Genomic DNA, 19055 nt, shown 5'->3' with positions numbered 1-19055 from the left:
GCCGACCGCCCGTACGGCGGCGCGCGCGGCGCCGACCCGGGCGGCGATCTCGCCGTACGTGGTGGTGGTGGTGCCGTAGGGCACGGCGTCGAGGGCGTCCCAGACCCTGGCCCGGAAGGCGGTGCCGGTGGCGCGCAGCGGCAGCCGGAACACGGTCGGCTCCCCGGCGAAGTAGGCACCGAACTGCTCGGCGGCGGCCCGGAACGGCCCGGGGTCGGCCCGCCGGCCCGGCGCACTGTCCAGGGCGGTCCGCCCGCCCTTCTGTCCGGGCACGGACAGCGAGGTCAGTGCCCCGTCCGGGGCGGCGGTGCGCAGCAGCGGCCCGAGCGGGCTCGCCAGCTCGGGCCAGTAGCCACGGATGTCGGTCATGGTCGGCCCCTCCATTCTCCCGCTGCGCGCAGGTGGTTCAGGGCGTACGAGCGCCAGGGGCGCCAGCTGTCGGGGACGTCGGCGCCGGGCGGGGCCGCGTCCGGGTCGCCGAGGGCGCGGGTGCGGACGGCGGCGACGGTGGCCGGGTCCATGCCGTCCAGGGCGAGCAGGGCGGCCTCGGCGGCGTCCCGGTCGGCGCCCGGGTCGAGGCGTACGGTGCCGTCGGCGAGGGCGGCGGTGAGCGCGCCGAGGGTGCCGTGCGGCTCGGCCCCGGCGATCGTGGCGGGTTCCGGGAAGAGGTGGGTGAGGCCGCCGCGGGGCGCGTCGAGCCGCTTGCCGTACCGCGCGACGAGCCGTTCGGCCGCCGGCCGCCCCACCAGCGCCCGGACCGCCAGTTCCGCGGGGTCGGCGGTGCCCGGGGAGCGCAGTCCGGGGCGGGCGGCGACCAGGGGGGCGAGGCGCGGGTCGGCGCCGAGCCGTTCGTCGACGGCGTACGGGTCGGCGTCCAGGTCGAACAGCCGGCGCAGCCGCCGGACGGCGGTGGTCAGGTCACGGAGGTCGGTGAGGAGCAGCCGGGCGTCGAGCCACCCGCCGGGGCGGGAGCCCTTCCCCGGTCCGCCCGGCCGTTCGGCGACGGCGGTGACGCCGGTGCCGTAGGGCAGCCGGAGCGTCCGCCGGTAGACCCGCCGCCCCCGCGGCCCGCTCACCTCCTCCACCCCGGTCAGGGCCTCCCGCTGGAGCAGGTCGAAGACGGGCCCGGCCGGGTAGGGCCCGCGGTGGGCCAGCCGCAGCGGTATCCCGGCGCCGGCCTCCGCGGCCCCGGCCCGGTCGCGTGCCGGGGCGGCGGCGCGCAGCCCGCTCGGCGTGTCCGCGTACACGCCGCGGACGGTGTCGTTGAACTGCCGGACACTGCTGAACCCGGCGGCGAACGCCACCTCGGTGACCGGCAGGCCGGTGGTCTGGAGCAGGATCCGCGCGGTGTGCGCCCGCTGGGCGCGGGCCAGGGCGACCGGCCCGGCGCCCAGCTCGGCGGTGAGCTGGCGCTGCACCTGCCGGCTGCTGTAGCCGAGCCGGGCGGCCAGCCCGGCCACCCCTTCCCGGTCGACGACGCCGTCACCGATCAGCCGCATGGCCCGGCCCACGGCGTCGGCGCGCACGTCCCACTGGGCCGAGCCGGGCACGGCGTCCGGCCGGCACCGCCGGCAGGCCCGGAACCCGGCGCCCTGCGCGGCGGCGGCCGTCGCGAAGAACCGCACGTTGCGGCGGTGCGGCGTACGGGCCGGACAGCTCGGCCGGCAGTACACACCGGTGGTCCGGACCCCGAAGAAGAACGCCCCGTCGAACCGGCCGTCCCGGCTCCGCACCGCCGCGTACCTGCTGTCGTCGTCGCCCTTCATGCCCCCCAGTCTCCGTCGGCCCACGGCTCCGGGCTGGCGGAAATCGGACATCGAGTCCATGGCAGCCCAGGGACTGCGGGAAAGTCGGGGACCCGTGGGACCGCTAGTGGGCCCGCCCCCGCTTGGCCGCCATGGCCGCCCGCCCCTCGGCGCCCCGCCGCTTCCACTCCTTCCGCAGCTCGGCCCGGACCCGGGCATCGGTCTTGGCGACGATCCGCTGATTCTCCCGCAGCAGCTTGCGGTAACTCTCCAGCCGCCGGTCGGGCAGCTCACCGCCCGCCACGGCGGCCAGCACCGCACACCCCGGTTCACTCTCGTGAGCGCAGTCGTGGAACCTGCACCGCTCCCCCAGCTCCGCGATCTCGGCGAACACCTGCCCCACCCCGTGCCCGGCGTCCCACAGCCCGACCCCGCGCAGTCCCGGCGTGTCGATCAGCACGCCCCCGCCGGGCAGCACGAGCAGATTGCGGGTGGTGGTGGTGTGCCGCCCCTTGCCGTCGACGTCCCGGATCGCCTGTACGTCCATGACGTCGGCGCCGAGCAGCGCGTTGGCGAGGGTGGACTTGCCCGCGCCGGACTGCCCGAGCAGCACGGCGGTACCACCGGACACGACGGCACCAAGGACGTCGAGCCCCTCCCCCAGCGCGGCACTGACCGGCAGCACCGGCACCCCGGGCGCGCTGGCCTCGACGTCCTGCACGAGGTGCGCCAGCGTGACCGGGTCGGGCACCAGGTCGGCCTTGGTGAGCACGACGACGGGCTGGGCGCCGGACTCCCAGGCCAGCGCGAGGAACCGTTCGACCCGGGCGAGGTCGAGTTCGGCGGCGAGGGAGACGGCGACGACGGCGTGGTCGACGTTGGCGGCGAGGATCTGCCCCTCGGACCGCTTGGAGGAGGTGGAACGGACGAAGGCGGTACGGCGCGGCAGCAGCGTCCGCACGTACCGCGGGTCGCCGCCATCGGGGTCGACGGCGACCCAGTCCCCCGTGCACACGACCTTCATCGGATCACGCGGGACGACGAACTCGGTATCGGCCCGGACCATGCCGGCCGACGTGACGACATCGCAGAGACCGCGGTCGACCCGGACGACGCGGCCGGGCAGGAGACCCTGCTCGGCATACGGGGCGAACTCGGCCTCCCAGCCCGCGTCCCAGCCGTACGGCGTGAGCGGATGCGAGGAAGACGAACTCTGGAAAGAGGAGGAAGACAAGGGGTGACCCTTCACAAGGGTGGCCCCGGCACCGCGCACACGGACGCGGGAAGGAGTGAGGTCAGCCGGCGGCCACGGAGGTGGACTTGACGAACTTCCGGATGCGGGCAGCGCCCATCTCAACGACAGCCATCGGTCAACACCTCCCAGATCACGTGGTACGAGTACCGGCGGTCAGAGTGACCACCGGATCGCGCTTAACCTAACCGCCCCTCTTGGTTATGCGCCAGCCATTTTCCGGCACCGCCCTTCAGTCTTGGGAATGCCGCACCGTGGCGACGCGGCTGCCGGCCCGGCCGGTGCTGGGTGCGTCGACGACACCGCTGCGGCCGCCAGACGGTGGTCGAGAGGGCGGACCACCAACTCCAGCCCCGCACGGCCACGCAGTGGTGCGTTGCCGGCCGGCAGCCTTCTCATGTACGACGATGCCGAGCCGCACCGCAGCAGCCGGGTGCGGGAACCGCTGCGCTGGTCGCGCAGAGTCCGCAGGGCTTCCTGGATGATCGAGGGAAGTTCCGGGTTCGCCTTGGCGAGGTACGGAAACTCATCGATCACTACAGGCACGGGCCGCTCGCTGCCCAGCGCGAGGAGCGCGTCCACGGCCTCGGCCCAGTCGGCGAAGTGGTACGGACCGGCGGGCCGCACATGCGCGGTGAGTGCGGCGCTGATACGCCGCAGGGACTCGGCATCGGCGGCCTCGGTCGCGCCGAAACAGAACCCACTACGAGTGGTCGGCACTGACTCGCTTCGTCGAAGACGAACAGCCGGGAGCGACGCTCGGCGTGGTGTCCGGCCGGCGCAGGCAGGGCAAGACCTTCCTGCTCGACGCGGCCTGCCGGGCCGCGGGCAATCGGCGACACGTCGCGGTCGGCGCGAGTGACAACCCAAGGTTGACAGTACAGGACTGACAACCTAGGGTTGACACATGACGCAGATTACTCCGCCGGTCAAGCTCGACGAGCTGATCTCGGCGATCACCGAGAACCACACCAACGCCCTCGACCAGCTGGCCGGCGCGGTGCTGCTGGCCGATCACATCGGCGAGGTGGCCGACCATCTCATCGGTCACTTCGTCGACCAGGCCCGGCGTTCCGGCGCGTCCTGGACCGACATCGGCCGCAGCATGGGCGTCACCCGGCAGGCCGCCCAGAAGCGGTTCGTCGGCAAGCCCGACGCCAAGCGGTCGAACGTGTTCGAGAAGTTCTCCCAGCCCGCCCGCAGCGCGATCATCGCCGGCATGAACGAGGCCAAGGTGGCCGGCAACGCCGAGATCGTCCCCGCGCACCTGGTCCTCGGCCTGCTCGGCACCGAGGGCAGCGCGGTCGACGCGCTGCGCGCACAGGACGTCGACCTCGACCAGGCGCGGGACACGGTGGTGGCCGCCCTGCCGGCGCGCTCCGACGCCGATCCGGTGCTGATCCCCTACGGCGCCCGCGCCAAGAAGGCGCTCGAACTCGCGTCGCGGGTGGCCCTGCGGCTCGACGAGGACGGGGTCAGCACCGGCCATGTGCTGCTGGGGCTGCTGGAGGAGGAGGCCGGTGCGGGGGTGCTGTCCGCGCTGGGGGTCGACGCGGCGGCGGTCGAGTCCTTCGTCACGGAGGCCGCCGACGAGTCCCCGGTCGCCTCGTAGCGGAACGGGAGGTCCGGGCGAGGTGGGGCTCCCGGCCTCAGTCGGGGGTGTCACCTCGCCCGGCGGAATGTCCGTCTCGTGACCGCCGTGCCGGACGCGGCCGGTCTCACCCGCCGGCGCAGGTCCGTCCGTTCAGTGTGAACGCCCCCGGTGCCTCGTTGTGGCCCGACCACGCGGCCAGGAAGCCGAACGACAGCGTGCCGCCGGCCGGTACCGCGACGTTGTAGGCGGCGGCCGTGACGGTGACCCGGGAGCCGTCCTGGGACGGGGTCGCGTCCCACATCTGGGTGATGCGCTGGCCGTCGGGGAAGGTCCAGGAGACCCGCCAGGTGTCGAGGGCCTCGGGGGTGGTGAGGGTGACGGTGGCCTGGAAGCCGTCGGGCCACTGGTTGACCAGGTCGTAGTGGATCTCGCAGGCCGGCGTGGTGGCCGTGGCCGAGGGGGTCGGGACGGTGACCGGCGCGGTGGTGGGGGTGGGCGTGGGCGGGGCGGTGCCGGTGCCCTGCGGTTTCGGTTCCGGGGCGCGCCGGGTGGTGCCGGTGGGGGTCCGGGAGCCGTCGGGGGTGGCTTCCGGGGCGGTGGTGGACGCCGGCGGTGCGGCGGGCAGCGGCCGGCGGCCCGCCGTGGCGGTCGGGGCGGCCGTGGCGGCGGTGTCGTGGCCGGCGTCCGCGGTGTCGCCGAAGGGGCGCAGGGAGGCGGTGAGAGCCAGCAGGGAGATCAGCGCGGCGGTGGCGAGGAGGCCGCCGCGTACGGCCCGGGTCCGGCGGGTGCCGTGGTCCGGCGGGGCGCAGTCCTCGTCGGGCGGGGCCGGACGGCCGGCGGCGCGGCGCACCTCGGCGGCCCGGCGGCGGCGTTCCAGATAGGCGAGGCCGCCCCAGCCGATCACGCCGTCGGCCAGGGCCGCGGACACGGCACCGGGGTCGGTGCGCAGACAGCCCGCCGCCTCGGCGCAGTCGGCGCACCCGGCGAGGTGACGGGACATCTCCGCCCCGGTCCCGGCACCCGGGACAGCCGGCCCGCCGACGCCGGACGCGGCCGCTTCCCCGGCGCCCGGCGTGGCCGCCCCGCCTCCGATGCCGGACGCGGCTGCTTCCGCTGCGTCCGGGCCGGCCACCTCCCCGGCATCCGGGCCGGCTCCCTCCCCCGCACCGCAGGCAGCCACCTCCCCCGCTCCCAGGGCGCCCTCCCCCCACAACCGCCCATCGGCACCGCACCCCTCCCCGGCCCGGCCGTCGAGGTGGTCACGGCGGCAGCGGTCCCGGAAGAGATCGCGGGCCTGGGCGAGTTCGGCGGTCGTGGCGGCCGGGTCGAGACCGAGCCGACGGGCCACCACCGGCAGCGGCAGCGCCTCCACCTCGGCCAGCCAGAGCAGTTCGGCGTCCGGGGACTGCATGTCCCGCAGGGCGCGCAGCGCGAGCGGGCGGCGGGAGGGCGGGCCGGTGTAGCGGGCGGCGCGGGCGGAGTTGAGCCAGCGGCGGAAGTCGGGGGCGAGGTCGTCGCCCCGGCCGGTGGCCTCCCAGGACGCCGCCGTGACACGTACGGCGGTCAGCAGCGCGGGGATACGGGGCAGCAGCCGGACCGGGCGGCGGCCGGTGCCGGACGCGGCGCGGGCGGAACCGGCGCCGTGCGCCTCCCGCAGGCCCCGGGTGAACGCCTCCGTGGCCAGCCGGGCGGCCGCCGCGGAACCGGCGGTGCACAGGTCGGCGTAGGCGAGGACCGGGTCCCAGCAGTCGGCGAACTGCGCGGCCGCGGCGGCGTCCTGGGGCATCGGCAGGTCGGACATGGAACTCCCGCGTCCACGGGCGAGGCCAACTCACCACGCCGACGGTGGAGTTGTGAATACCTCGCGGCAAGGGGCGAGCTTGCCACGGGCCCGGCGCGCCTGACAAGCGTCGGAGCACACAACGGCGACGACCCGGCCGCCGGGCGTACGCCCGCGCGTACCGGACCGAAGCGCTGGGCGCCCCCTCCGTCAGGTCGGCGTCACACCTCGACGGGCGCGTCCGCCGGGAGGCTGTCCATGAAGGAGCTGACGGAGAAGACCGCGTTGCCGGCGCCGGGCGGGCCGTAGCCGGGGGGCGAGGAGAGGCCGTAGTCCTCCATGGTCTGCCGGTACGCCTGGAGCAGCCGGATGTGGTACTCCAGCGGCGCGCCGTCGGGGTTGGTCTTGCCGAGCGGCGTGGTCGGCTCGGGGCACCAGGTGGTGAACCGGGGCGTGATGCCGTGCGACATGAAGAAGCGCAGGCCCTCGGTGGTCGACTCGATCGCCTCGTCGACCGTCTTGAAGCCGAACGGCTCGGCCATCTCGACGCCCGCGACGAAGTTGGGGATCACGTTGCGCGCGCCGAAGACCTCGGTGGAGTCCAGGATGCGCCGGTGCCACTCGTCCCGGCCGACGTACCGCTCCTTGCCGGGGCAGTACATCTTGAACAGGTACTCGTCCCACACCTCGAAGTTGGGGTGGTAGATCTGCACGCCGTAGTCCTTGAACCGCTGGACGTCGGGCTTGGGCAGCGCCTGGGCGACCACCTTGCCGATCCAGCGGCCCGGGAAGTGCTCCTCGATGGCCTTGGCGTAGCGCCCGTAGAAGTCCGCCTCGTCCAGCCCCTGGACCTTGGAGGTGATCGCGCCGCCGGTGAGCGTGTACGCGGTGGAGATCTTGGCGGTGTCGTACTTGTCGATGATGTCGAGCGCTTCGAGGACCTCGTCGATGTCCTTGACGCCCGTGTACGGCCGGCCCGCCGCCTTGTGCTGGCGCCAGTTGTGATTGATGTCGCAGTACTGGCACTCCTCCTTGGCGCCGAAGTACTGGCAGACCCGGAACGCGGTCAGATAGATCAGGTAGCCCCACTGGATGGTCGGGGCCACCTCCATGACCGACTTCCCGTTGGAGAGCTTGTGCCGGTAGTACTCGGGCATCGGCGGCACGCCGACGTCCGCGATCCGCTTGCCGTCCAGGTAGAGGCCGAGGACGTTGTGCTCGTCGGCGGCGACCCGGTACGGCGAGGACGGGTTGACCCGGACCGAGACGACGGTGCGGCGCAGGTCGTAGGGGCCGCCGGTGAGGATGATCTCCTCGGGCGGGCGGCGCAGCGCGGCCTCGCCCAGTTCGGGCAGGGTGCCGTGGTCGAAGGAGAAGATGAAGTACGACTTCGGCTTGACCTCGCCGTCCTCGTTGTCGGACAGGGCGCTGGGGTCGAAGGCCACCCCGCCGCGGAGCAGGTCCTCCTTGAAGACCGCTTCCCGTGGTACGTGCGGGAAGCGCTCCATCAGATCCTCGACCAGCGCGGTACGGCTGCCCATCCTGTGTCTCCTCCCGGCTCGCGTTCGACTTCTCACGGTATGCCCCCGCCCGCGCGTCCTCCCCGCCGGGGGCCCTCTCGGCGTGCCAGGTAGGTTTCCGCCGGGGGCTCCTGGTCCCCACCGATCTTCAGGGAGAGGCTGCGGGATGACCGACACCACCGTGACCAACTGGGCCGGCAACATCACCTACACGGCCAAGGAACTGCACCGGCCGCACTCGGTCGACGCCGTGCGGGCGCTGGTGGCCGGCAGTGCCCGGGTGCGGGTGCTGGGCAGCGGGCACTCCTTCAACGACATCGCCGAGCCGGGCGCCGACGGCGTACTGCTGTCGCTGGCGGACCTGCCGCCCGAGATCGACGTGGACCGGGCCGCCGGTACGGTCCGGGTGGGCGGTGGTGTGCGGTACGCGGAGCTGGCCCGGGTGGTGCACGGGCACGGTCTGGCGCTGCCCAACATGGCCTCGCTCCCGCACATCTCGGTGGCCGGTTCGGTGGCGACCGGCACCCACGGCTCGGGGGTGACCAACGGCTCACTGGCCTCGGCGGTGCGCGAGGTGGAACTCGTCACGGCCGACGGCAGGAGCGTGCGGATCGCGCGGGGGGACGAGCGGTTCGGCGGTGCGGTGACCTCGCTGGGCGCGCTCGGTGTGGTGACCTCCCTCACGCTCGGCCTGGAGCCGGCCTACGAGGTCGAGCAGCACGTCTTCACCGAGCTGCCGCTCAGCGCGCCGCTGGACGAGGTGCTGGCGTCGGCGTACAGCGTGAGCCTGTTCACCGACTGGCGGGCGCCGGGCTTCCGGCAGGTGTGGCTGAAGCGGCGGACGGATCAGCCGCTGCCGGACTTCCCGTACGCGGCCCCGGCGACCGGGAAGACCCATCCGGTGCCGGGGATGCCGGCGGAGAACTGCACCGAGCAGTTCGGCGTGCCGGGGCCGTGGCACGAGCGGCTGCCGCACTTCCGGGCCGAGTTCACGCCGAGCAGCGGCGCCGAACTCCAGTCGGAGTACCTGCTGCCGCGCGAGCACGCCCTGGACGCGATCCGCGCGCTGGACGCGATACGGGACGTGCTGGCGCCGGTGACGCAGACCTGCGAGTGGCGCACGGTCGCCGCCGACACCCAGTGGCTGAGCCCGGCGTACGGGCGGGACACGGTGGCGGCGCACTTCACCTGGGTGCCGGACACGGCGGCGGTGCTGCCGGTGGTGCGGCGGGTGGAGGAGGCGCTGGACGGGTTCGCGGCCCGCCCGCACTGGGGGAAGGTGTTCGCCACCGGGCCGGCCCGGCTGCGCGAGCTGTATCCGCGGCTCGGCGACTTCCGGGCGCTGGTGGCTCGGCTGGACCCGGCGGGGAAGTTCACCAACGCGTTCGTCGGCGAGGTGCTGGCCGGCCGAACCGCCGGATCGGTGTGAACAGGCCGGCCAGCGCGATCAGTACGCAGCAGGCGCCCGCCACCAGGGCCACCGGGGCGGTGCCGCGCCGCTGTGCCGCCCAGGTCAGCACGGCCGCGCCGAGCGGCGCCGCCGCGTAGTGCAGGGTCCAGAAGGCGGCGGTGACCCGGCCCAGCAGGTGTTCCGGGGTCACCTCCTGCCGCAGCGACATCGAGCAGGTGCCCGCCATGCCGACGCAGGCCAGGAAGGCCGCGCTCAGCAGGGCCACGGCTGACGCCTCGCGCACCAGGCCGAGGCCCGCGAAGGCCAGTCCGCACACCGCGACGGCGCCGGTCCAGGTGCGGCCGAAGCCGAGCCGGCGGCGTACCCGGGCGACCAGCAGCGCCCCGGTGATGGTGCCGAGGGCGCCGGCCGCCATGACCACGCCGACGGTGTGGTCGTCGTGGCCGAGGTCGTGCTTGAGGTGGTAGATGACCAGGTCGTTCAGGCCGAGGGTGAGGAAGCTGAAGCCGAACAGCAGGGCGGTGAGGGCGCGCAGCACCGGCTGCCGGTACAGGAAGCCCACCCCGGTCCGCAGGTCTCCCCACAGGCCGGGCCGTTTCCGCGGCGCGTCGTCGGCGGCTCGGGCGGTGAACCGTACGAGGAGCAGGCAGCCGGCCGAGACGCCGAAGCTGCCGGCGTCCACGCCGATGGCGGCGGCGGGGCCCGACCAGGCGGCCACCAGCCCGGCGCACAGTGGCCCGAGGACGCCGGCCGCGGCGGCGGTCGCGTTCAGCCGGCCGTTGGCCTCGGTGAGCCGGTCGGTGCCGACCAGGCCGCGCACCACGGTGACGTAGCCGACGGCGAAGAACATGCCGACCGCCTCGCACAGCGGCAGGACGGCGTACAGCAGCCACAACTGCGGTCCGAACAGCCACACCGCCGGGATCAGTCCGTACAGGAGCATGCGGACGAGGTCGCAGCCGATCAGCAGTCTGCGGCGGTCGACGCGGTCGACGACGGCTCCGGCGAACACCGCCGCCAGCACGGAGGCCGCGCCGCCCACGGCGGTCAGCAGGCCCATCCGGGCGATCGAGCCGGTGGCCTCCAGGACCAGCAGCGGCAGGGCGATCAGGGCGAAGGAGTCGCCGAGGACGGAGAGGGTCTGGGCGGCCCAGAAGACGCCGAAGTCGCGTTGCCGCCACAGCGGGCGCGGGCCGGGGCCCGCCGCCCGTCCGGTCTTCGGACGGTGTGCCTCGTACGTCACCCGGTCCCTTCCCCCCGTCGTGGTGTGCCGGATCACCGTAGGACGGGCGGGGAAGGGACCGGAAGCGCTTTACGTGCCGTCAGTGGTCCGCTTACGTGCTGTCAGTGGTCCGCGCAGCAGGGGGTCGGGGCCGGGTCCTCGAACGGTACGAGGGTGCCGCCGATGTGCGGCATGGCGGCGAGGACCAGTTCGCCGTTCTCCCACTGGGGGCGGACGAACTCCCGGGTGACGAGGCGGGTGCCGGGGTCGGGGTCGCCGGGGGTGCCGAGGATACGGACCCGTTCGATCGCGGAGCGGTCCAGCAGTTCCGCGACGGTGAGCGTGCCGGTCAGGGCGGCGGCGCCCGGGTAGAGCACCGCCCGCCCCCGGTCGTCCCAGGCGCCGTCCGTCACGCCGTACCCCCGGTCGGTGAGCGCGTCGCGCGCGGTGTCGACCGCGGTCCGGGACCGGCTGCCCAGCGACAGCGCCACCCGCCGCCGGCCGCCCTGCCGCACCAGATGGGTGCAGCCGAACACGCCGTCCGTTTCCGGGAGTTGGACGGCCAGTTCGCGCAGCAGGTGGTCGGCGTCGCGCAGCGTCGTCACCTCGGTGTCGACGGCGATGACGTACGGCGGTGGGGTCACGACGGCAGGACCCAGACCGGGTTGGAGTAGAACCACAGGTCCTGCCACGGGTCGGCGTCGCCGACGACGTCGATGGCCGGGCCGTTCGGGTCGACGGCCGCGCCCATCGCGCCCACGGCGGACCGGTTGCCGTCGGTGCCGCGCAGCCGGAGGTAGACGGGGCGGTCGACGCGGCCGAGGTCGTAGGTGAGGGTGACCGTGCCGGCGTTCTTGTTGACCTCGTAGGACTTGACGACCTTGGCGGACGGGGCGGTGAAGGTGTCCTTGTCCTTCACCTCGCCCGTCACATCGCCCTGGATGACGTCGACGCGGGCCAGGGTGGGCTGGAAGCCGGCCCAGTTGGGGCCGCCGGCCAGGGCCACGTCCACGCTGAGGGTGACGCGGGTGCCCTTCTTGACCTGGAGGGCGCCGCCGAGGGTGGCCCAGCGGCTGCCGCCGGACACCCGGACGTCGAGGCCGGAGAGGAGCTGGCCGTGGTCGACCCAGACCCGGCCGGCCCGGATGCCGTCCATCACGGCGGCGTAGGAGAAGTTCTCGGCGCCGACGTGGGTGCGGCTGTAGTAGCCGGGCCAGAAGTCGTTCTCGGTGATGTCGATCTGCCCGTTGTAGACCGGGTCGTCGTAGCGGCCGTTGGTGGTGAAGTCGCCGCCGCCGCGGGCCGCGGTGTCGCCGTAGATCTGGTGCGAGTCGGAGTTGGCGGTGATCCACCAGGGCTTGCCCTCGGCGAGCAGGCTGTCCCACAGGCCGCCGACGGTGGCGGTCATCCAGTCGAAGCCGCCCCAGGTGCGGTAGGACTCCAGCGGGTAGTCGGCGAAGGAGTCCGAACCCGGGCTGTTGTTGTAGATGCCGCGGGCGCCGCCCGGGCCGAGCGGCGCGGGCAGGCCGCCGGCCTGGTGGCCCGGGGCGCCCTCCATACCGACGGCGATGCGGTGGCTCGCGGAGGTGGCGTCGCGCCAGGCACGGATCTCGTGCGGGGAGTCGATGCCCTTGCGCGCCGGGTGGTTGGCCAGCATCAGGGCGTCCTTGACCTTGCGCCGCTTGACCTGGTCGGCGAGGAAGGCGAGGCCGGAGACGGCGAGCGCCTCGTTGGCGGGCGAGGAGCCGGTGGCGGCCTTGACCGCGCCGTCGTAGCCGGTCTCGAACTGCTTGAGGACGGAGACCTCGTTCTTGCCCGGGTGAACGAAGACGGTGCCGTGCTCGGCGGCCGGGATGTTCCACTCCAGGCCCTGGAAGACGAGGGTGTCCTTGTGGGCGCTGCGGGCGTCCTGGATGTCCGGGTTGACCTTCTCCACGCCGATCTTGGCGTGGGTGGCGCTGCCGTGGTCGGTGATGACCAGCCAGTCCATGCCGTGCCGGGCGCCCTGGCGGACCTGGTCGCTGACCCGGTACTTGCCGTCGCTGCTGTACTGGGTGTGGATGTGGTGGTCACCGGCCAGCCACAGGAAGCCCTTCTTGCCGCCGCCACTGCCGCTGCTGCTCCGGCTGCCGGCGAAGGCGGGGGCGGACGCGGCGCCGGCCAGCACGCTGCTCGCGGCCAGACCGGCGCCGAGCAGACCGGCTCTGCGCAGCAGGGTGCGCCGGGACTGCTGCTCGGGGCTGAGCGCCTCGTCGGGGACGGAGGTGTCGAACGCCGCGGGCAGGGGCGCCGTCTCGTGCGTGTGGTCGTGACCGTGGTCGTGGTCGTGATGGTGGTGATGTCCGTGCCCGTGACCCATGTCGCTCCTCCTGGATGGCCGCCGTCTGCGCGGCTGCGTCGCCGCGGCCGCACCGGGGTACGGGGGCCGCCCGAGGAGAATCGATGCGCAAGGTGAATCTTGAACGACTTACGGATGAGCGGCGGCCGTAGTCGACACGTCCGCTCGCCTCGATGTGGGATAGGCGCCTGTCGCACAGTACGTTCCAGGGTTACCGCGCCTTGGAGGCCACCGGCGGCTCCCGGCGCCTCCCGCGGCCTCCAGGCGTCCTGGGAAAGGGCGGTCGACGCGCTGAACGTAGCGCCGGCGAACCGGCCCGGCGCGTCCTGAGCACACGTCGCCCCGCCGGTCAGCCGGCCCGGACCCGGCCGGCCGGCAGCAGGTGCAGGCCGGCCAGCGCGTCCCGGACCAGACCGGCGTACACGGTGGCGCCGTACTCGGAGGTGTGGGTGTTGTCGCGCTTCTCGTCGGTGAGGTAGAGCGCCTTGGAGTCCTCGACGCCCAGCGACTCCACCAGCGCCTTGGTGCGGGCGGTGAGGTCGATCAGGGGAATGTTCCGCTCGGCGGCGAGCGACCGGATCACGGCCGGGTGGTCGACACCGAGGCCGTTGACCAGGAGGGCGGTGTCGTTGTCCAGGGTGCCGTCGGTGTTGAACCAGCGCCGCACGATCGGCGTGACCAGTACGGGCCGGCCGCCCTCGGCCCGTGCCTGGTCGACCAGCGTCTGGAGATTGGCCCGGTAGGTCGCCGCGTCCGTGGTCTTGTCGTTGTGGGCGAGCTGGATCAGCACCAGGTCGCCGGGGCGGATCAGCGGCCGGACGGTGGCCCACATCCGGGGGTCGGCCAGGTAACTGACGGTGCTCTCCCCGGAGTCGGCGTGGTTGGCCACCGACACGCCCTTGCGGAGGTACTGCGGCAGCCGCTGCCCCCACCCGGTGTACGGCTCGGCGGGCTGGTCGCAGACGGTGGAGTCACCGACGAGGAGGACCTGCCGGGCGTGCCGGGCCGGGGTGACCCGGATGCCGGCGAGGGCGGGTGCCGTACCGCCGACGGCCAGGTCCAGCCCCGGGCTGCCGTCCGGCCCGGCGGGCTCGCCCTCCGGTGTCCGCACGTCGACGGTGAAGGACCGGGCCACCCGCTCCCCCGCCGCCACCGCCGTCTCGGGCAGCAGCGCCCGCCGGGTCTCCCCGCCGATCGCCGTACGGGAGGCCGCGTCACCACCGAGCAGCACCCGGACGTCGTACGTCCCGGCCGGCACGTCGAAGTGACAGACCCCGGCGACGCAGTTCTCCCTGCCCAGCACGAGCCGCCCTTCCTGGGCCTGGGACTGGGCCTGGGCGGGCGCCGCGGTCCCCACCACGCCACTGCTCAGCACGACGGCCACCGCCAGGGCGGCCCATGACCTTCCGGTACTGCCGGTACGCCTCATCAGTCCCGCGTACACCACCGACCCCTCCCTCACACCGTGTCCGCGACCGGAACCCCGAAGTCGGGCGCCCCGTCCGGCCGCCAGCCCAGCCGCTGCACCCGGGTGTGCCGGTTGGGATCGTGCAGCGGGTCACCGTCGATCTCCTTGTACTGGCGGGCGTGGTAGACGAGCACGTCGGTACGGCCGTCCTCGGCGACGGTGAAACTGTTGTGCCCGGGGCCGTACTGCCCGGTGCTGTCGTTGCTGGTGAAGACGGGGACCGGTGACTTGTCCCAGCTCGCCGGGTCCATGAGGTCGGCGTCCGCGTCGGCGGTGAGCAGCCCCATGCAGTAGTTGGCGTCGGTGGCGGCGGCGGAGTACGTCATGAACAGCCGGCCGTTGCGGCGGATGACGGACGCCCCCTCATTGACCTTGAACCCGACGCACTCCCAGGCGTACTCGGGCGTGGAGAGCCGGACCTGCGGCCCCGTCAGCGTCCAGGGATTCGCCATCTCCGACAGCCACAGCGCGGTGTTGTTGTCCATCTCCGGCTCGTGCTGGGCCCAGGCGAGATAGCGGGTGCCGCGGTGGGTGAAGGTGGTGGCGTCCAGGGAGAACGTCTCCCAGGCGGTCTTGACCTGCCCTATCTCTCTCCACACCCCCTGGAACGGATCACGGTGGGCGTTCTCCAGCACCCAGATCCGGATGTCCCACACCCTCTCGGCGGGCGCGGCGGCGAAGTAGATGTACCACTTGCCGTCGACCCGGTGGATCTCCGGCGCCCAGATGTGCGCGCCCATGTCACCGGTGGTGTGCTTGGTCCAGATGACGGACTCGGCGGCGGTCGCCAGCCCGTTGAGGGTGCGGGAGCGGCGCAGGATGATCCGGTCGTACTCGGGGGCGGTCGCGGTGAAGTAGTAGTGGCCGTCGGTGTGCCGGTTGATGTGCGGGTCGGCCCGGTTGCGGACGAGCGGGTTGGTGTACGGGGCGGCCGGCGCGGCGGCGTGGGCGGCGGCGGGGACGGCAGTGAGGGCGCCGGCGGCCGCGGCGCCCTTCAACAGCAGGCGGCGACACGGCACTTCGGGGGTGTCGTCGGTGCGGCGGCGGCTCATGCGGTGCCTCTCTGTTCGAGCGACTACGTTCGAAGTGAAGTGCGGTTCGATATTCCGAACGACATCTGACATGACGAACGCCGTCAAGGTAGAGGTGTGCCGGGGCGAGGTCAACGGTTCGTGAGCGACGAATCACGTACGGCGTCCGCACAGGGCGGGCAGTTCACCGACGGCGTCCGCGTAGTAGACGGACTCCGCGAGGTGCTGGGCAAGTTGGCGGAAGCTCCAGCCCGTGCGGGGCGAGTGGTCGAGTTGCTCGTCGGTGATCCGTCCCAGCGCGTCCAGGTGGCGGTGCGGGCGAGGACGTGATCGACCACGACGGTGACAGCTTCGGCGGGAGTGTGCGCCATGTCCGGAACGGTAGGTACCGGTTGCTTCGGTCCCGGCCGACGTATCCACGCGCGCGGGCCGGGTACCTGGACGGTCACACGAGGTGACCGAGTCCGGCGAACGCCCACGGAAAGGCTGGAGATGACGACGGACAGAGCACAGCACAGCGACCGGCCGAAGCGGCGACGGCGGGACGGCTTATGGGCCATCGGCCTGCTCGCGCTGGTCATCGGCGTCGTCGTCCGCCTGGTCTTCACCGGTCTGTCGGGCTGGCCGTCGGCTGTCCTGGGGGCCGTGGCGATGGCGTTCTGGACACCATGGCTGATCCAGCGCATCCGCCGCCGGGACGCCACCGCCTCCGGCACCGAACCGGACGACATCCCCGGCATGGAACGCCAGATCCTCAAGGGCGCGCCGCCGCCCGAGGACCCGGCGCGGCGTCAGCAGATGGCTGCCCTGGTCGACTCCCGCCAGCGTCGCCTGCGCCGCAATCGCTGGTGGGCGTTCCCGATGCTGGCCCTGATGTTCTTCGGCACGTCGGCCTTGTGGTTCACGGCGGGCTCCGTCGCCGCGGGCAGCCTGATGCTCGTCCTCGCGGTGGTGTTCATGACCTGGCTGACCTGGTTCAACCTGCGCTTCGACCGGCGGCTCACACGGATGCGGCGACTGCTGCGGGAGTGACGGCGCGCTCCGCGACAGCCCTTGACCGCTCGTGGTCGCGGTCACCCCGGTTTGGCCAACTGCGCGTCCAGGACCTCCGCAGGCAGGGTCGGCGTACTGGTGAAGTACGCGACGGCGCCCCCGACCCGCAGCCCGACCGCCTCCACCGCCGTCTCCTTCCCGGCCCGCTCAACGGTCGCCGCCGGACCCATCGCCTGATCCGCGCCCTCGGGGGTCAGTTCGGCGGCGACTTGGGCGACCTTGCGTTCCTCGGGCTCGTACCCCGCGAGGAACACGATGGTTTCCGCGCCCTGCCAGACACCGCACACCCAACCGTACCGGCCAGGTCAGCAACCGCCGTGCCGACCAGGAGCCGGCCGAACGGAACGCAGGCGTCCCAGCCGACGTGGCCCGCCCTCCGTCCACTCACCACCGACACCTCCCGCAGGGCTTGCGCAAGTTCCCGGGATCGCCCAACTGGCGTGAGGGTGCCGCGGGTTGGGGTGGATGACAGGGCGGACACGGGATCCGTGATCATTCAGGTGTCTAAGCCAAGTGATCAAGAGGATTCCCGTGTCCGCTGTCTCATCTTCCCCGATCCCTGCCGTGTTGGCCAAGTTGGGTCCGTTCAACCCGGACGATATGGCTGACCTGCGGTTCTTCCTGGAGGCGGTGCCCGATCCCCGTTCCCGGCGAGGCCGCTGGTACTCGTTGGCCTCGATCCTGCTGGTCTGCGCGGCCGCCGCGGTCTCGGGAGCCCGGACCATCGACGAGCTCGCCGAGTGGGGCGCCCGCGCCGACACAGGGCTGCTCGCCGCGCTCGGCGTGCGCTGTCACCTGCTGTGCTGGCGGCATGCACCGTCCAGGTCGGCGATCGGGAGGGTACTCGAGAGCCTCGACGCCGACGCACTCGATGCGGCCGTCGGAGCCTGGCTGGCTCACCGCCACACCGCCGTGACCGCAGCCCCGGGCAGGCGACGTGTGATCGCCGTGGACGGCAAGGCCCTGCGCGACTCCGCCCGCCTGGACCGGCCCCGCCGGCACCTGCTGTCCGCCGTCACCCACGGCTGCCCGGTCACCCTCGCCCAGGCCGAGGTCGGATCCAAGACCAACGAGACACGGCACTTCCAGCTCCTGCTTGCACCGCTCGGCCTGGACCAAGACGTGGTCACCTTCGACGCGCTGCACTCCGTGAAGGCCAATGTCGCCTGGCTGGCCGAGACCAAAAAGGCTCACTACGTGGCTGTGATCAAACCCAATCAGCCCACCGTCTGGGCCCAGTTGGACGGTCTGGACTGGCACGCGGTGGCCATCCAGCACACCACCTCGAACAAGGGACACGGCCGTCGCGAGTCCCGCTCGGTCAAGACCCTCGCCATCGCCGACAACCTCGGCGGCATCGCCTTCCCCCACGCGAAGCTCGCCCTCCGCGTCCACCGCCGCCGCAAAGCAACCGGCCGGAAGACCCGCGAGACCGTCTACGCGGTCACCAGCCTCGATGCCCACCAGGCGAAACCGACCGAACTCGCCTCCCACCTGCGCGGACACTGGATCGTGGAAGCCCAGCACCACATCCGCGACCGTACCTTCGCCGAAGACGCCTCCACCGTCCACACCGGCAACGCGCCCCGCGCCATGGCCACCCTCCGCAACCTCGCGATCGGAACCCTCAAAGCCCTCGGAGCGACCAACATCGCCAAAACCACCCGCGCCATCCGCGACCAACCCGAACGAGCCCTCCCCATCCTGGGCATCACCTACAAGCCCGACCTCAACGGAACTTGATCAAGCCCTGGCCAGAAACGGCTGTCCGCCTTGACCGTGACCTACGTGCACTCGGTGCTCAAGTCCGCCCTCGAACACGCCGTCCGCGAAGACGAGCTGCCCCGCAACGTCGCCCGGAACGTCAAGACCACCGCACCCCGGCCCAGGCGCTTCCGGCCCCTCACGGCGACAGAAGATCGCCAGTTCCTCGACGCGGCTCGCGCCGACCGGCTCCACGCGCTGTACGAACGCGCCCTGCGCACCGGACTCCGTAAAGGTGAACTCCTCGGCCTCCACTGGGAAGACCTCGACCTCGACGGTGGTACGGCCAGCATCCGCAGCTCACTCCAACGCACCCGGAGCAGCGGTCTGACCCCCCTGCCCACCAAGACCCGCGCGTCCGAACGCCACATCGCCCTTCCCACCGAGTGTGTCCACTCGCTGAAGAGCCACCGGCAACGTCAGGAGGTAGAACGCAAGGTGGCCGGGGTGGGCTGGAAGGACAGCGGGCTCGTCTTCACCACGCCGGCCGGCGGACCGCTCGACCCGGCCAACATGACCCGCCGCTTCGGCCAGCTCCTCAGCCGAGCCACGCTCCGCCGCATCCGCTTCCATGACCTGCGCCACTCGACGGCCACCCTGCTCCTGGAGCAAGGCGTCGAACTCGTCGCGATCAAAGAACTCCTCGGCCACGCCCATATCGGGGTCACCGCAGGCATCTACGCCCACGTGAGACTCCGTCTCCAGCGCCAGGCCATCGAAACCCTGGGCAACGCCCTCAGTCCGACGAGCGGCCGACGGGACGACCCGCCTGCCGCAGCAGCTGTCCGCTGACGTTGCCGCTGAGGTTGAAAGGTTGGGGTGACAGCGGGCGTTGGCGGTGCTACATCCTCGTCATGAGGTATGCGGATGGCGGCGG

General features: G+C 72.7%; 17 protein-coding genes and 1 pseudogene. 6 read left to right on the top strand and 12 right to left on the bottom strand.

The genetic code is table 11. From position 1 onward, the window contains the following. From ACTT8P_RS34455 to ACTT8P_RS34440, 4 genes are all read right to left on the bottom strand, one after another. On the bottom strand, window positions 1-369 hold a 369-nt coding region (locus ACTT8P_RS34455), incomplete at its 3' end, for an MGMT family protein (RefSeq protein WP_442835733.1). Further along, on the bottom strand, window positions 366-1766 hold the full coding sequence (locus ACTT8P_RS34450; RefSeq protein WP_442835732.1) for a bifunctional transcriptional activator/DNA repair enzyme AdaA: 1401 nt from the start codon (window positions 1764-1766) through the stop codon (window positions 366-368). The genes ACTT8P_RS34450 and ACTT8P_RS34455, both read right to left, overlap by 4 nt. A gap of 103 nt (window positions 1767-1869) precedes the next feature. Next, a complete protein-coding gene (rsgA, locus tag ACTT8P_RS34445; protein ID WP_442835731.1) occupies window positions 1870-2979 on the bottom strand; it encodes a ribosome small subunit-dependent GTPase A in 1110 nt (369 codons plus the stop codon). A 219-nt stretch (window positions 2980-3198) separates the two neighbouring features. Beyond that, window positions 3199-3717 carry an AAA family ATPase gene (locus ACTT8P_RS34440; RefSeq protein WP_442835730.1) on the bottom strand — a complete coding sequence of 173 codons (519 nt, stop codon included), beginning with the start codon at window positions 3715-3717 and terminating at the stop codon, window positions 3199-3201. A gap of 187 nt (window positions 3718-3904) precedes the next feature. Here ACTT8P_RS34440 and ACTT8P_RS34435 point away from each other — a divergent pair, with 187 nt between their 5' ends. Continuing rightward, window positions 3905-4609, top strand: a complete 705-nt coding sequence (locus ACTT8P_RS34435; protein WP_442835729.1) for a Clp protease N-terminal domain-containing protein — start codon at window positions 3905-3907, stop codon at window positions 4607-4609. A gap of 106 nt (window positions 4610-4715) precedes the next feature. Here the strand turns inward: ACTT8P_RS34435 and ACTT8P_RS34430 are convergent, their stop codons facing one another. Both ACTT8P_RS34430 and ACTT8P_RS34425 read right to left on the bottom strand, forming a co-directional pair. Further along, window positions 4716-6392 carry a cellulose binding domain-containing protein gene (locus ACTT8P_RS34430; RefSeq protein ID WP_442835728.1) on the bottom strand — a complete coding sequence of 559 codons (1677 nt, stop codon included), beginning with the start codon at window positions 6390-6392 and terminating at the stop codon, window positions 4716-4718. 200 nt (window positions 6393-6592) lie between these two features. Continuing rightward, the gene (locus tag ACTT8P_RS34425; protein ID WP_442835727.1) at window positions 6593-7912 is read right to left on the bottom strand and encodes a radical SAM protein; all 1320 of its coding nucleotides are present in this window, start codon (window positions 7910-7912) and stop codon (window positions 6593-6595) included. A 145-nt stretch (window positions 7913-8057) separates the two neighbouring features. Here ACTT8P_RS34425 and ACTT8P_RS34420 point away from each other — a divergent pair, with 145 nt between their 5' ends. Then, window positions 8058-9320 (top strand): FAD-binding protein, encoded by a 1263-nt coding sequence (locus tag ACTT8P_RS34420; RefSeq protein ID WP_442835726.1) that lies wholly within the window; start codon window positions 8058-8060, stop codon window positions 9318-9320. Here the strand turns inward: ACTT8P_RS34420 and ACTT8P_RS34415 are convergent. The 5 genes from ACTT8P_RS34415 to ACTT8P_RS34395 form a co-directional block, all read right to left on the bottom strand. Then, window positions 9265-10545, bottom strand: coding sequence for an MFS transporter (locus tag ACTT8P_RS34415; RefSeq protein ID WP_442835725.1), 1281 nt, complete (start codon window positions 10543-10545; stop codon window positions 9265-9267). The two genes, ACTT8P_RS34420 and ACTT8P_RS34415, sit on opposite strands and share 56 nt — an antisense overlap. A 101-nt stretch (window positions 10546-10646) precedes the next feature. Continuing rightward, the gene (locus tag ACTT8P_RS34410; protein WP_442835724.1) at window positions 10647-11168 is read right to left on the bottom strand and encodes a hypothetical protein; all 522 of its coding nucleotides are present in this window, start codon (window positions 11166-11168) and stop codon (window positions 10647-10649) included. Beyond that, entirely contained in the window at window positions 11165-12883 is a 1719-nt protein-coding gene (locus ACTT8P_RS34405) for a PHP domain-containing protein (protein WP_442835723.1), read from the bottom strand. The genes ACTT8P_RS34410 and ACTT8P_RS34405 overlap by 4 nt, the downstream gene beginning before the upstream one ends. A 328-nt stretch (window positions 12884-13211) precedes the next feature. After that, on the bottom strand, window positions 13212-14291 hold the full coding sequence (locus ACTT8P_RS34400) for a rhamnogalacturonan acetylesterase (protein ID WP_442835722.1): 1080 nt from the start codon (window positions 14289-14291) through the stop codon (window positions 13212-13214). A gap of 29 nt (window positions 14292-14320) precedes the next feature. Next, window positions 14321-15382: a glycoside hydrolase family 43 protein gene (locus tag ACTT8P_RS34395; protein ID WP_442835721.1), complete on the bottom strand. Its 1062-nt coding sequence runs from the start codon at window positions 15380-15382 to the stop codon at window positions 14321-14323. A 120-nt stretch (window positions 15383-15502) separates the two neighbouring features. Between ACTT8P_RS34395 and ACTT8P_RS34390 the strand changes: the two genes are divergently transcribed. Together ACTT8P_RS34390 and ACTT8P_RS34385 are read left to right on the top strand one after the other, a co-directional pair. Next, window positions 15503-15691, top strand: a complete 189-nt coding sequence (locus ACTT8P_RS34390; protein WP_442835720.1) for a hypothetical protein — start codon at window positions 15503-15505, stop codon at window positions 15689-15691. A 162-nt stretch (window positions 15692-15853) separates the two neighbouring features. Next, window positions 15854-16393, top strand: a complete 540-nt coding sequence (locus ACTT8P_RS34385; RefSeq protein ID WP_442835719.1) for a hypothetical protein — start codon at window positions 15854-15856, stop codon at window positions 16391-16393. Window positions 16394-16434: 41 nt separating this feature from the next. On the opposite strand, the gene ACTT8P_RS34380 is transcribed toward ACTT8P_RS34385, so the two are convergent. Then, complete coding sequence (locus ACTT8P_RS34380) at window positions 16435-16668, bottom strand: hypothetical protein (protein WP_442835718.1); 234 nt, start codon at window positions 16666-16668, stop codon at window positions 16435-16437. A gap of 346 nt (window positions 16669-17014) precedes the next feature. On the opposite strand from ACTT8P_RS34380, the gene ACTT8P_RS34375 reads away from it, so the two are divergent. Beyond that, window positions 17015-18157, top strand: a complete 1143-nt coding sequence (locus ACTT8P_RS34375; protein ID WP_442835717.1) for an ISAs1 family transposase — start codon at window positions 17015-17017, stop codon at window positions 18155-18157. 15 nt (window positions 18158-18172) lie between these two features. After that, window positions 18173-18970, top strand: a pseudogene (locus ACTT8P_RS34370) (tyrosine-type recombinase/integrase); the annotation flags it as partial. Between the last annotated feature and the right edge of the window lie 85 nt (window positions 18971-19055).

It is taken from the genome of Streptomyces sp. JW3 (assembly GCF_052216785.1).
GTDB lineage: Bacteria > Actinomycetota > Actinomycetes > Streptomycetales > Streptomycetaceae > Streptomyces.
Note: the sequence above shows the minus strand (reverse complement) of the source record. Positions and strands in the feature narration are given on the sequence as shown.

Coding starts and splice junctions, on each gene's coding strand:
- ACTT8P_RS34395 (WP_442835721.1), bottom strand. CDS start 15,382: ATGAGCCGCCGCCGCACCGACGACACCCCCGAAGTGCCGTGTCGCCGC.
- ACTT8P_RS34375 (WP_442835717.1), top strand. CDS start 17,015: ATGGCTGACCTGCGGTTCTTCCTGGAGGCGGTGCCCGATCCCCGTTCC.
- ACTT8P_RS34425 (WP_442835727.1), bottom strand. CDS start 7,912: ATGGGCAGCCGTACCGCGCTGGTCGAGGATCTGATGGAGCGCTTCCCG.
- ACTT8P_RS34430 (WP_442835728.1), bottom strand. CDS start 6,392: ATGTCCGACCTGCCGATGCCCCAGGACGCCGCCGCGGCCGCGCAGTTC.
- ACTT8P_RS34420 (WP_442835726.1), top strand. CDS start 8,058: ATGACCGACACCACCGTGACCAACTGGGCCGGCAACATCACCTACACG.
- ACTT8P_RS34435 (WP_442835729.1), top strand. CDS start 3,905: ATGACGCAGATTACTCCGCCGGTCAAGCTCGACGAGCTGATCTCGGCG.
- ACTT8P_RS34385 (WP_442835719.1), top strand. CDS start 15,854: ATGACGACGGACAGAGCACAGCACAGCGACCGGCCGAAGCGGCGACGG.
- ACTT8P_RS34405 (WP_442835723.1), bottom strand. CDS start 12,883: ATGGGTCACGGGCACGGACATCACCACCATCACGACCACGACCACGGT.
- ACTT8P_RS34400 (WP_442835722.1), bottom strand. CDS start 14,291: ATGAGGCGTACCGGCAGTACCGGAAGGTCATGGGCCGCCCTGGCGGTG.
- ACTT8P_RS34450 (WP_442835732.1), bottom strand. CDS start 1,766: ATGAAGGGCGACGACGACAGCAGGTACGCGGCGGTGCGGAGCCGGGAC.